Below are 12,910 nucleotides of genomic sequence, written 5' to 3' on the forward strand. Positions count from 1 at the left end.
GCCTTGATGAACCCGCGCTGGAAGTCGGTGTGGATGACACCGGCGGCCTCGGGGGCGGCCGGGGTGCGCGGCGGCTCGGGGGCGCGCTGCGGCGGCTGCTGCTCGGCCGGGCGGTTCACCTTGCCCAACTCGCTCTTGGACGGCGGCTGCCCGCCGTCGAACCCGGCCGCGATGACGGTGACGCGGACCTCGTCGCCGAGCGCGTCGTCGATCACCGCACCGAAGATGATGTTGGCCTCGGGGTGCGCGGCCTCGCTCACCAGCTGCGCGGCCTCGTTGATCTCGAACAGGCCGAGGTCCGAGCCGCCGGAGATGGACAGCAGGACGCCGCGGGCGCCGTCGATGGACGCCTCGAGCAGCGGGCTGGAGATCGCCATCTCGGCCGCCGCCACCGCGCGGTCGTCGCCGCGCGCGGAGCCGATGCCCATGAGCGCGGAACCGGCCTCCGACATCACGGACTTGACGTCCGCGAAGTCCAGGTTGATGAGGCCCGGCGTGGTGATGAGGTCGGTGATGCCCTGGACACCGGACAGCAGGACCTGGTCGGCGGAGCGGAACGCGTCGAGAACGCTGACCTGGCGGTCGGAGATCGACAGCAGACGGTCGTTCGGGATGACGATCAGGGTGTCGACCTCGTCGCGCAGCTGCGCGATGCCGTCCTCGGCCTGGTTGGCGCGGCGGCGTCCCTCGAAGGTGAACGGGCGCGTGACGACGCCGATGGTCAGGGCACCGAGGTTGCGCGCGATGTTCGCGACGACCGGTGCGCCGCCCGTACCGGTGCCGCCGCCCTCGCCCGCGGTCACGAAGACCATGTCGGCCCCCTTGAGGACCTCCTCGATCTCCTCGCGGTGGTCCTCGGCGGCCTTGCGGCCCACCTCGGGATTGGCCCCCGCGCCGAGTCCGCGCGTCAGTTCGCGGCCGACGTCGAGCTTGACGTCGGCGTCGCTCATGAGCAGCGCCTGCGCATCGGTGTTGATCGCGATGAACTCGACGCCCTTGAGACCGACCTCGATCATGCGGTTGATGGCGTTGACACCGCCACCGCCGATGCCTACGACTTTGATGACTGCGAGGTAGTTCTGGGGTGCTGCCACGCCGAAGGCCTCTCGCCTCGAGTTCCGGTCGACACGCCGTGGTGCGGCGTGCCGACATTGCCGACCAGGGGAAGTCTCGGGACTCGGCTCGTGATGAGCCCCCGAACCCTCACCCTCAGGTATAGAGTTAGGGCCTGCGCCATACGAAAACCGCGTCAACCTGGGGCTACGCAGGACACTAGGTGCCGGAAGGGCCCGGTTCAACGAACACGCCGAGCCATCCCCCCTTCTTTTTGCCGTGGTGTTTTTATCGCATCGCCGCGCCCCCGGCTCACGGCGACCCCGTATCGGGCTCACGGCCGGTCCCCCACGGACCTGCCGCCGCCCCCGAACGGACCCTTACAGCGGGGTGTTCCGAGTCGCCGGCGCCTCGGGGACGCTGACGTCGTACACCTTCGCCTTGAGCTTCATCAGGGCGACCAGCACCTCGGCCTTGCGCGGGGAGTCCCCCGCGCCGCCCCACATCACCAGGACCCCGTCGTCCAGGGTCATGACGATGTCGTCCCTCGTCCGCGCGGTGATGTCGCGGACCCGGGGGGCGACGGTGGGCGGCAGCGCGCCGATGACCTCCACGACCCCGCGCAGTGTCCTGTCGTCCACGGTGGCGGGATCCGCCTTGATCACCGGTACCCCTTGCGGCACCGCGTCCACCGTACCGAACCGTACGCCGGTTTTGTCGATCTCCGCGAAACGCCCGGAATCCGGCATCACCGCGGCGACTTGACGTTCCGTCACCCGGATCTTGACGGTGTGCGGCCAGTCGCGCGTCACGCTCACCGACGCGACGCGCGGAAGCGCCGCGACCCGCCGCTCGATCGCGCCCAGGTCGACACGCGCGAGCGGCTTGCCGACCGGGACCTTTGCCGCGTCGGTGATCTGCGCCGGGGTGAGCACCGCCGTGCCGCGGACCGACACCTTCTCGGTGTCGAACAGCGGCGAGTACATGACGGTGCCCCACACACCGCCCGCGAGCACGAGCACGACGATGATGACGATCGCCGGCCTGAGGTTCGTCCACCGGCGCCCCGTGCGGGACTTGCCCGGCCCGGCAGGCCGGGGCGGCCGGGCGGCACCGGGCGCCCGCTGCCGTCCCGGTCGTTCCACCGTGGCCTGACGGTCCCTCACGTCCTGCGTGTCTCCTCGGGCTGGGTCTCCTCGACTGCGCGCGAATGTCAGGTACGCGCCGCCGCGATCGCCTCGTGCACCATGCGCACCAGAGTCTCGTCGGCGTCCCGACGGCCGAACTCGGCCGCCGCGCGCCCCATGGCGTACAGGCGCCCGGGGTCGGTGAGCACCGGCAGCACGTTCGCGGTGATCCACTCCGGGGTCAGGTCGGCGTCGTCGACCAGGAGGCCGCCGCCCGCCTTGACCACGGGCTGGGCGTTCAGCCGCTGTTCGCCGTTGCCGATCGGCAGCGGCACGTAGGCGGCGGGCAGCCCGACGGCCGACAGCTCGGCGCAGGTCATCGCGCCCGCGCGGCACAACACCATGTCGGCCGCGGCGTACGCGAGGTCCATCCTCTCCACGTACGGCAGCACGACGTACGGCGGCGCGCCGGGCGGCGGTGTGATCGTCAGCTCGTTGTTCGGCCCCGCCGCGTGCAGCACCTGCACGCCGGACGCGAGCAGCTGCTCGGCGGTCGCGGACAGCGTCTCGTTGAGCCGCCGCGCGCCCTGCGACCCGCCGAACACCAGCAGCGTCGGACGCATCGGGTCGAGCCCGAACGCGGCACGCGCCTTCTCGCGCTCTGCCTCGCGGTCGAGCGTGGAGATCGCGCGGCGCAGCGGGATGCCGATGTAGCGGGCGTTGCGCAGCTTGCTGTCCGGGGTGCTGACCGCGACGAACTGCGTGTAGCGCGCCCCGATCTTGTTGGCCAGGCCGGGCCGCGCGTTGGCCTCGTGCACGACGATCGGGACGCCCTGGCGCTTGGCGGCGAGGTATCCCGGCAGCGCGACGTACCCGCCGAAGCCGACCACGACCGACGCGCGCGTGCGCTCCAGCACCGCGGCGGCCTCGCGGATCGTGCCGCGCAGACGACCGGGGACGGTCATCAGCTCGGGGGTTGGCTTGCGCGGCAACGGGACCGCCGGGATCAGCGCGAGCTCGTAGCCGCGGGCCGGGACGAGCTTCGTCTCCAGGCCTTTGGACGTGCCCAGCGCGGTGATGCCCACATCGGGGTTCTCGCGCCGCAACGCATCAGCGAGGGCGAGGGCCGGCTCGATGTGCCCGGCGGTTCCACCGCCGGCGAGGACGACATGCACCTGTTTCACCGCTCCCTGCGCGGCAGGATCCGCGCGAACGCACGGCGGACCGCCCCGGGACCCTGGGCCGCGAGCTGCTTCTGTGCTCCCGGTTCGGTACGGGCGAACGAGAGCAGCATTCCCACGGCGAACATGGTCGGAAGCAAGGCGGAGCCTCCGTAGGACACCAACGGCAAGGGCACACCGGCGATCGGCAGGAGACCGAGCACCGCACCGATGTTGATCGTGGCCTGGGCCGTGATCCACGCGGTGGCGCCCCCCGCGGCAAGCCGTACGAAGGGGTCCTTCGTGCGGCCTGCGACGCGGATACCCGCATAGCCTAGGGCCGCGAAGAGGGTGAGTACCGACAGCGTCCCCACCAGTCCCAGTTCCTCGCCGATGACGGCGAAGATGAAGTCGGTGTGGGCTTCGGGAAGGGTGCCCCATTTCTCATAGCTCGTCCCGATTCCGCTGCCGAACAACCCGCCGGTCGACAGCGCGTAGATGCCGTGCGCGGCCTGGAGGGTTTCACCCTGGGGATCGGAGAACGGGTCGAGGAACGAGCCGAAGCGGGCCGCCCGGTGCGGCTTCATGAGCACGAAGACGGTCGTCAACAGCGCCGCGGCACCCAGCGCGAGGACGAACAGCCGGCCGGGCGCCCCGGCCACCCACAGCAGTGCCAGCACGACCACCGTGATGATCATCGCGGTGCCCATGTCGCCGCCCATCATCACCAGGCCGAGCACCAGCAGCGCGCCGGGGAACAGCGGGATGAACAGGTGCCGCCACTGGCCCAGCAGCCGCTGCTTGCGGGTGAGCAGGTCGGCGCCCCACAGTACGAGGCCGAGCTTGGCGAACTCGGACGGCTGGATCTGGAACACGCCGCCGAGCGCGATCCAGTTGCGGTTGCCGTTGACCTCCATGCCGATCCCGGGCACCAGCACCAGGCACAGCGCACCGATCGCGCCCAGCAGCAGCGGGTACGCGAGCAAGCGGTACGCCCGCACCGGCAGCCGCGCGCCCAGCCACATCAGCGGCAGCCCGATGCCGATCGCGATCGCCTGCTTGAGGAAGACCGCGCTGAAGTCGCCGTACGTGACCCGCGAGAAGATCTGCGATGCGGACAGCACCATGACCAGGCCGAGCACCGACAGCAGCAACCCGGCGCCGAGCAGCAGGTAGTACGACGCGAGCGGCCGGTCCAGGGCCTGCCGGATGTCGCGCATCCGCGACCGCTCCGGTCCACGGCTGCCGGACCCGCGGGCGGCCGGCACGGCGGCGGCCGCGCGCGCTCTCCCCCACCACGCGGCGGGCCTCTGCGCGCTCTTGCGTGCCTCCTTCGTCGCCCCGGGCATGGTGGGCCGCCCCGTCAGGAAACGTCGCCGGAGAGCCTGTGCACCGCCTCGGCGAACGCGTCGCCGCGCGCACCGTAGTTGCTGAACATGTCCATCGAGGCACACGCCGGGGCGAGGAGCACGGTGTCCCCCGGACGGGCCAGTTCCGCCGCCTTGCGCACCACGAGATCCATGGCCCCAGTGTCGGTCGCGTCGACCTCGGAGACCGGGACATCGGGGGCGTGTCGCGCCAGTGCGTCGCGGATCACAGCGCGGTCGGCGCCCAGCAGCACGACGCCGCGCAGGTGGTCGCGGGCGCCCGCGACGAGTTCGTCGAAGGACGCGCCCTTGGCCAGGCCGCCCGCGATCCACACCGTCGACGGATACGCCGCGAGCGACGCGGCCGCCGCGTGCCCGTTGGTGGCCTTGGAGTCGTCGATGTACGTGACGTCCTCGACGGTGGCGACGTGGGCGATGCGGTGCGCGTCGGGGCGGAAGGCCCGCAGGCCCTCGCGCACCGCCTCGGGACCGACGCCGTACGCCCGGGCGAGCGCGGCGGCGGCCAGCGCGTTGGCGACATTGTGCGGCGCGGCCGGCACGACGTCGGCGACCTGGGCCAGTTCGGCGGCCTCCGTGCGGGGGTCGGCCACGAACGCCCGGTCGACGAGCAGGTCCTCCACGACACCGAAGCCGCTCGGGCCGGGTGCGCCGAGGCCGAAGCCGATCGCCCGGCAGCCTTCGGTGACGTCGGCCTCGCGGACCAGTTCCTCGGTCGCGGGGTCGGCGAGGTTGTAGACGCAGGCGACCTCCGCGCCGGCGAAGATCCGGCCCTTGTCGGCGGCGTAGGCCTCCGAAGAGCCGTGCCAGTCCAGGTGGTCCGGGGCGATGTTGAGGACGGCCGCGGCGCGCATGCGCGGGGCGCGGGAGCCCTCCTGCCACGGGCTGAGCCAGTGGAGCTGGAAGCTGGACAGTTCGAGGGCGAGGACGTCGTACGCCTGGCCGCCCCGCTCGTCGCGGGCCAGCACGGCGTCCAGCACCGGCGTCCCGACGTTGCCGACCGCCTCGGCGCGCAGCCCGGCCGCGGCCAGGATGCTCGCGAGCATGCGCACGGTGGTGGTCTTGCCGTTGGTGCCGGTGATGGCGAGCCAGGGGGCGGCGCCTTCGCGGGGGCGTACCCGCCAGGCGAGTTCGACGTCGCCCCACACCGGGATCCCGGCCTTCGCGGCGGCGGCGAACAGCGGCGCGTCCGGGCGCATGCCGGGCGACGTCACGACGACGTCGACGCCGTCGGGCAACGTCGTGTCGTCGCCGAGGCGCACGGTCGCGCCGATCGCGGTCAGGTCCGCGGCCCGGGAGCGCGCGTGCTCGTCGTCCGCGCCGTCCACCACCACGACCCGGGCGCCGAGTTCGCGCAGCGCACGGGCGGCCGAGGCGCCGGAGATCCCGGCGCCCACGACGCAGGCGGACAGCTCGCCCCACGGGGCGTCCAGGTGGTCGAACGCGCCGAGGTCGGGCGCCGTCGCACGGTGGCCCGGCACGGGGCGTTCGTCTGTCATCCGGCGGTCACCCGTCACTTGGCCGTCACCCAGCCCGCGTAGAAGATGCCGATGCCGAGGATCACGCAGAGGCCCGCGATGATCCAGAAGCGAACGACGATGAGTACTTCGGGCCAGCCTTTCAGCTCGAAGTGGTGTTGCAGCGGAGCCATGCGGAAGACACGCTTGCCGGTCATCTTGAAGAAGCCGACCTGGATGATGACGGACAGCGAGATGATCAGGAACAGGCCGCCCAGCAGCGCGGACAACAGCTCGGTCTGGGTGCAGATCGCCAGGCCCGCGAGCGCGCCGCCGAGGGCGAGGGAGCCGGTGTCGCCCATGAAGATCTTGGCGGGCGAGGTGTTCCACCACAGGAAGCCGAAGCAGGAGCCCATCATCGCGGCGGCCACGATCGCGAGGTCGAGCGGGTCGCGTACGTCGTAGCACGCGGCACTGGCCGACGCCTCGAACGCGCAGCTCTGGCCGTGCTGCCACACGCCGATGAAGGTGTACGCGCCGAACACGATCACCGACGCGCCGGTGGCGAGGCCGTCGAGGCCGTCGGTGAGGTTGACACCGTTCGAGTGGCCGGCGATCAGGATGTACGCCCACACCACGAAGAACACCGGCGTCAGGTCGAGCGCGGTGTCGGTGACGAAGGACAGGTTCGTCGACGCGGGCTCGAAGCCGCGGTCGTTGGGGAACTGCAGGGCCAGGATCGCGAACGAGATGCCGACGAACGACTGGCCCGCGAGCTTGGCCTTGGCGCGCAGGCCCAGGCTGCGCTGCTTGACGATCTTGATGAAGTCGTCGACGAAGCCGACGAGTCCGAGGCCGGCCATCAGGTAGAGCACCAGGATCGCCGACGCGGTCGGCCGTTCCAGGGTGATGGCCTTGGCCCCCGCGTACCCCAGGAGCGCGGCCAGGATGATGACCGCACCGCCCATGGTCGGGGTGCCGCGCTTGCTGTGGTGGCCCTGCGGGCCGTCGTCCCGGATCAGCTGGCCGTAGCCGCGCTTGACCAGGATGCGAATCGCGAGCGGTGTGCCGATGAGCGACAGCACCAGGGCGATTCCACCGGAGAGCAGAACCGCCCTCACCGGCGCACCTCCCCGGCGGCCGCCGCGTCGTGCACGCCGCCCGTGCCGCCTGCCCCGCCCGCGCCGTCCGCTCCGTCGTCCAGCAGGGCGAGGGCGACGCGCTCCAGCGCCGCACCGCGCGACGCCTTCACCAGCACGACGTCGCCCGCGCGCAGCTCGGACCGCAGCAGGTCGACGGCCGCCTGCGTGTCGGGTACCAACACCGACTCCTCACCCCAAGAACCCTCGTTCTTCGCCGCAATGTCCATCCATGCGGCCTCCCTGCCCCCTACCGCCACCAGGCGGCCGATGTTCAGCCGCACCGCGAGGCGGCCGATCGCGTCGTGCTCGGCCAGCGAGGCGTCCCCCAGTTCGCGCATCTCTCCGAGCACCGCCCATGTGCGGCGGCCGCCCGCCATCGCCGCGAGCGCCTTGAGCGCGGCACGCATCGAGTCGGGGTTGGCGTTGTACGCGTCGTTGACCACCGTCACGCCGTCGGCGCGCTCGGTCACTTCCATGCGCCAGCGCGACACCGATCCGGCCTCGCCGAGCGCGGTCGCGATCTCGCCGACGCCCATGCCCAACTCGCGTGCCACCGCCGCGCAGGCGAGGGCGTTGGCCACGTGGTGCTCACCGTACAGGCGCAAGATCACCGGCGCATCGCCGTCCGGTGTGCGGAGTGTGAAGGAGGCGCGTCCGGCGGGGTCGAGTCGTACGTCTTGGGCGCGGATGTCCGCACTCGCCCCTTCGCCGAAGAACACCACGCGAGCGCGCGTGCGTTCGGCCATCGCGCGCACCAGCGGGTCGTCGGCGTTGAGCACCGCGACGCCGTCGGCCGGCAGGGCCTCGACGAGTTCGCCCTTGGCCTTGGCGATCGTCGCGCGGTCGCCGAACTCGCCCAGGTGGGCGGTCCCGACGTTGAGCACGACACCGATGCGCGGCGGTACGACGCCGCACAGGTAGGCGATGTGGCCCACCCCGCGCGCACCCATCTCCAAGACCAGGTGACGGGTGGCCAGTTCGGCGGACAGCGCGGTCAGCGGCAGTCCGATCTCGTTGTTGAACGAGCCGGGCGGCGCGATGGTCTCGCCGGCGTGCGCGATCACCTGGGCGATCAGGTCCTTGGTGCTGGTCTTGCCGGACGAGCCGGTGATGCCGACCACGGCGGTCTGCGGCAGGCGGTCGGTGACGTGCCGGGCGAGGCGTCCCAGCGCCTCGACGACCGCGCCGGTCCCGTCGGCCGCGGCGTCGCCCGCGGTCTCCGCCACGATGATCGAGGGCACGCCGGTCTCGCGGGTCGCGAGCACCGCGACGGCACCGTCGCGCACCGCTGCCTCGGCGAAATCGTGGCCGTCGGCGTGCTCGCCGACCACCGCCGCGAACAACGAACCGGGGGTCACCCGGCGCGAGTCGACGACCACCTCGGCGGTGATCAGCGCCTCGGGGTCCGCGCCCCCGGCAAGCCGCCCGCCGACGGCCGCGGCGGCGTCGGCGAGTGTCGTGGCAATCACTGTTGGGTCTCCTCAAGCGGCGACACAGACGGCGCCACGGCGCGGTCGCCCGCGGCGGCGTGCGCCGCGCGATCGGTGGTCGGGGCGGAATCGGTGCGCGGTGTGCGTCCGGCGGTCGGGGCCGGGTCGGTGGTCGGAGCGTAGGTGGTCGGAGCGGCCCCGCCGGGCTGTGCCTCGCTGCGCGGGGCGGCCTCGCCGGGCGGGTCGGCGTCGATCCTCCCACCGGCCCCCGGTGCCGGATCGGGCGCCCCGGAGGCGGCACTTCCGGACGCCCCGTCGGCTGGGGCGGAAGGAGCGGCAGGATCGGCGGGACCGATGCCGGGGCGGACGCCCCCGCCGGGCCGGGGGCCGCGGTCGCGGTCGAGACGGCGGCGCAGGGCCGCCCGCAGTTCGACGCGGTCGTCGAACGGGCGCACCTCGTCGCCGATCTTCTGCCCCTGCTCGTGGCCCTTGCCGGCGACCACCACGACGTCGCCGGGGCCGGCGTGCTCCACGGCCCACGCGATCGCGGTGGCCCGGTCCGGCTCGACCACGAGTTCGCCGTGCGGCTCGGCGACCGCCGAGACGCCCTCGACCATCTCGCCGAGGATCGCCAGCGGGTTCTCCGAGCGGGGGTTGTCGCTGGTCAGGACGGCGACGTCGGCGAGGCGTACGGCGGCCGCACCCATCAGCGGACGCTTGCCGCGGTCCCGGTCGCCGCCGCAGCCGAGCACCGCGAACAGCCGGTTCGCGGTGACCTCGCGCAGCGCGCCGAGCAGCGTCTCGACGGCGTCCGGGGTGTGCGCGAAGTCGACGACGGCGGTGAACGGGGCGTCCTCGTCGACGCGTTCCATGCGGCCGGGCACACCGGGCACGCCGGCCACCCCGGCGACCGCGACGTCCAGCGGGATCCCGGCGGTGACGAGGGTGACGACCGCCAGCGCGGCGTTGGCGACGTTGAACGGGCCGGGCAGGCGTACCGACGCATCCGCCTTCACGCCGTCCGGGCCGACCAGGCGGAAGCGGCTGCCGTCCGGGCCCAGCTCGGTGTCCTCGACCCGCCAGTCCGCGCCGCGGGTGCCGGAAGGGGACACCGTCGTGATCGGGATCGCGGGCGCCTCCGCGATGCGGCGGCCGTACGCGTCGTCGACGTCGACCACGCCCGCCTTCGCCCGCCGCGGCGTGAACAGGTCGGCCTTCGCCCGGAAGTACTCCTCCATCGTGCCGTGGAAGTCCAGGTGGTCCTGCGTCAGGTTGGTGAACAGCGCGACGTCGAACACCGTGCCGTCCACGCGGCCCATCGCGAGAGCGTGGCTGGAGACCTCCATCGACGCGGCGGTCACGCCCTTCTCCGCCATGACCCCGAACAGCGCCTGGAGGTCGGGGGCCTCGGGCGTCGTCATGGAGCTGGCCACCACCGCGTCGCCGATCCGGGTCTCGACCGTGCCGATCAGGCCCGTGGTGTGGCCGCCGGCGCGCAGGCCGCCGTCGAGCAGGTAGGCGGTGGTCGTCTTGCCGTTGGTGCCGGTGACCCCGAAGAGGGTCAGCGCGCCACCCGGATGGTCGTAGACCCATGCGGCCACCTCGCCCAGCCTGGCGCGCGGATCGGCGACCACGAGCACCGGCAGGCCGGTCGCGCGGGCCCGGTCGGCGCCGTCCGGGTCGGTCAGCACGGCCGCGGCGCCGAGGCCCGCCGCCTGCGCCGCGAACTCGGCGCCGTGCGCGCGGGTGCCGGGCAGAGCCGCGTACAGGTCGCCCGGGCGTACGGCACGGGAGTCGTGCGTCACACCGGTGAGTGCGGTCTCCCCGGCCGTCCCCGCCGGGCCGGCGGCCGCCCCCAGGAGGTCGTACAGGCCGGACAGCGGTCGCGGGCGCACACGGGCGGGACGGCGGAGAACTCGATCGGGCACGGCGGTGAGGCTACCTGCTTTTGCGGCCTGTCGAAGCACGCCGGGCGCGCCCCCGGGAGCGGCGTCGGGAGCCGTCACGGCTTCCACTCCACGGGAATGTCCGGCGACTTCGTGCCGGCGGGCGGGATCTTGCGGGTCTGGAGTGCGAACGACATGACGTCCTTGAAGACGGGCGCGCACAGGGTGCCGCCCCACTTGCCGTTGACCGGTGCCTGGATGGTCACCGACACCACGATCTGCGGGTTCTCGGCGGGTGCGAAGCCGATGAACGACGAGGTGTAGCCGTTGTAGCCGCCGACCTTCGGGTCCACCCGGTTGGCCGTGCCGGTCTTGCCGGCGACGCGGTAGCCGGGGATCTGCGCCTTGTTGCCGGTGCCCTCGTCGTCGGCGACGACGGACTCCATCATGTCGGCGACCATCCGCGCGGTCTCGGGGCTGACGACCTCGGTACGCCCGGGCGCGGGCGCGGGCCGGACCTTGCCGTCGGGACCGGTGGTGCCCTTCACGAGCGTCGGGTTGATGCGTACGCCGCCGTTGGCGATGGTCTGGAACACGCTCGTGGCCTGCAGCGAGTTGAGCGAGAGGCCCTGGCCGAACGGGATCGTGTACTGCTGCGCGCCGTCCCACTTCTGCGGCGGCGGCAGCAGGCCCGCGGTCTCGCCCGGGAACCCGATCCCGCTCTTGGAGCCCATGCCGAACTTGCGCAGGTACTCGTCGAGTTTCGCGTTGGCGGCCGCCTGGTTCGGCCCGAGCTTCTCGGCGGCGAGGATCGTGCCGATGTTGCTCGACTTGGCCAGCACGCCGTTGAGCGTCAGGTACCAGGTGCCGTGGTCGACGTCGTCGTGGAAGACCCGGTCCGCGCGCGGCAGCGTGCCGGGGACGACGACCTGCGTCTCGGGGCCGGCCTTGCCCTCCTGGATGACCGCGGCCATGGTCATGACCTTGCTGGTGCTGCCGGGCTCGTAGGCCTCCTGCATCGGGCGGTTGCCCATGTCGGCGGCGTTGGCGGCACCGAGGTTGTTCGGGTCGAATCCGGGGGCGGTGGCCATCGCGAGGACTTCGCCCGACTTCACGTCCTGCACGACGACGGTGCCGCTCTCGGCGCCGGCTTCGGCGACCTTCCGCGCGATCATCTGCTCGGCGTACCACTGGATGTTCCGGTCTATGGTCAGCTGCACGGTGTCGCCGGAGACGGCGTCCTTGCCCTTCTTCCCGGCGGTGGGAATCTGCCGGCCGAGCGAGTTCTCGTACGTCACGCTGCCGTCGCGTCCGGCAAGCTGCTTGTCGAGGGCGAGTTCGAGGCCGCCGGCGCCCTTGTCGGAGGCGTTGACGAATCCGACGAGATTCGCGGCGACCGAACCCGCGGGATATACGCGCTTGCTGTGCGGGCTGGCGTAAATGCCGACGAGGTCGTCGCGCTTCTCGTCGGACAGTCTCTTCTGCGCTTCCTTGATCTTCGTCCACACGGCGGGGTCGACCTGCTTGGCGAGGACCACGTAGCGGGATTTCGGGGTGCGCAGTTGTTCCTCGATTTTGACGGGGTCGCCGGCGACGATCGGCGCGAGCGCGAGAGCCGTTGCCGTGGGGTTGTACTGCTGGACCTGGGTCGGGTCGGCGGTGATGTCGTACGCGTCGACCGATGACGCGAGGGTCACGCCGTTCGCGTCCACAATGGCTCCGCGATCGGCTGGCAACCGAACGGTTTGCATGCGCAGGCTGTTAGCGTCCGCCGCGTACGCGGAGGCGTCGAGCGCCTGCAACTGGACAATGCGGCCCACGAACAACGTGAGCACGACGCCGAGCCCGATCAGGCCGAACCGCAGGCGCCGTTTCGGGTCGCCGAGGCGCAGCGTGCGCACGCGGACGGGTCCGCGGCGGACTTCGCGCGGTACGTCGCGCTGCGACTCCCGGAGAGTTTCCCGGCGGACTTCGCGCCGCACCGGGGGACGGCGTTCGGCACCGGTCCCCGCAGCGCCGACGACACCCGGCCGTACGACGCGGCGGGGGCGGCCGTCGGGGGTTGCCGGAGGGACGCTGCGCAGCCTCGGCCGCCGGGGACCGTCGGGGGCGACCGGAGAGCCGTCACCGCGCACCACGCGCCTGCGCGCAGCGCCTTCGGCGCGAGCGGGGTCGCCGGGCGGACGCCGGAAGCCGCGGTCGTCGGCAGGGCGGCGCCCCCGCGGCCCGCCCGCGCGCCCGTCGTCGGCGAACCGGCGGCCACGCGGGTC

At 72.5% G+C, this 12,910-nt stretch carries 8 protein-coding genes and 1 pseudogene; all 9 read right to left on the minus strand.

Annotated features, from left to right (window positions below; all coding sequences use genetic code 11):
- Window positions 1-1,094, minus strand: a 1,094-nt coding sequence (gene ftsZ, locus AB0C36_RS07405; protein ID WP_358350602.1) for a cell division protein FtsZ, incomplete at its 3' end; no start/stop codon positions are given.
- A 339-nt stretch (window positions 1,095-1,433) separates the two neighbouring features.
- Window positions 1,434-2,219 carry a cell division protein FtsQ/DivIB gene (locus AB0C36_RS07410; protein WP_358350605.1) on the minus strand — a complete coding sequence of 262 codons (786 nt, stop codon included), beginning with the start codon at window positions 2,217-2,219 and terminating at the stop codon, window positions 1,434-1,436.
- A gap of 47 nt (window positions 2,220-2,266) precedes the next feature.
- Complete coding sequence (gene murG / locus AB0C36_RS07415; RefSeq protein ID WP_358350817.1) at window positions 2,267-3,355, minus strand: undecaprenyldiphospho-muramoylpentapeptide beta-N-acetylglucosaminyltransferase; 1,089 nt, start codon at window positions 3,353-3,355, stop codon at window positions 2,267-2,269.
- Between the two features lie 5 nt (window positions 3,356-3,360).
- Window positions 3,361-4,689 carry a putative lipid II flippase FtsW gene (ftsW, locus tag AB0C36_RS07420; protein ID WP_358350608.1) on the minus strand — a complete coding sequence of 443 codons (1,329 nt, stop codon included), beginning with the start codon at window positions 4,687-4,689 and terminating at the stop codon, window positions 3,361-3,363.
- A 14-nt stretch (window positions 4,690-4,703) separates the two neighbouring features.
- The gene (murD, locus tag AB0C36_RS07425; RefSeq protein ID WP_358350611.1) at window positions 4,704-6,224 is read right to left on the minus strand and encodes a UDP-N-acetylmuramoyl-L-alanine--D-glutamate ligase; all 1,521 of its coding nucleotides are present in this window, start codon (window positions 6,222-6,224) and stop codon (window positions 4,704-4,706) included.
- 14 nt (window positions 6,225-6,238) lie between these two features.
- Window positions 6,239-7,303: a phospho-N-acetylmuramoyl-pentapeptide-transferase gene (gene mraY, locus AB0C36_RS07430; RefSeq protein ID WP_358350613.1), complete on the minus strand. Its 1,065-nt coding sequence runs from the start codon at window positions 7,301-7,303 to the stop codon at window positions 6,239-6,241.
- Window positions 7,300-8,793: a UDP-N-acetylmuramoyl-tripeptide--D-alanyl-D-alanine ligase gene (locus AB0C36_RS07435; RefSeq protein ID WP_358350616.1), complete on the minus strand. Its 1,494-nt coding sequence runs from the start codon at window positions 8,791-8,793 to the stop codon at window positions 7,300-7,302. Before AB0C36_RS07435 ends, mraY begins: the two co-directional genes overlap by 4 nt.
- A gap of 353 nt (window positions 8,794-9,146) precedes the next feature.
- Window positions 9,147-10,721: pseudogene (locus AB0C36_RS07440) on the minus strand (UDP-N-acetylmuramoyl-L-alanyl-D-glutamate--2,6-diaminopimelate ligase); the annotation flags it as partial.
- A gap of 35 nt (window positions 10,722-10,756) precedes the next feature.
- Window positions 10,757-12,541: a peptidoglycan D,D-transpeptidase FtsI family protein gene (locus tag AB0C36_RS07445; protein WP_358350622.1), complete on the minus strand. Its 1,785-nt coding sequence runs from the start codon at window positions 12,539-12,541 to the stop codon at window positions 10,757-10,759.
- Window positions 12,542-12,910: the final 369 nt, after the last annotated feature.

Origin of the sequence: Streptodolium elevatio (genome assembly GCF_040649515.1) — a bacterium.
Lineage (GTDB): Bacteria > Actinomycetota > Actinomycetes > Streptomycetales > Streptomycetaceae > Yinghuangia > Yinghuangia elevatio.

What these genes read in the sequence shown, in the direction of transcription:
- ftsW (WP_358350608.1), bottom strand. Translation starts at nt 4,689, where the DNA reads ATGCCCGGGGCGACGAAGGAGGCACGCAAGAGCGCGCAGAGGCCCGCC.
- murD (WP_358350611.1), bottom strand. Translation starts at nt 6,224, where the DNA reads ATGACAGACGAACGCCCCGTGCCGGGCCACCGTGCGACGGCGCCCGAC.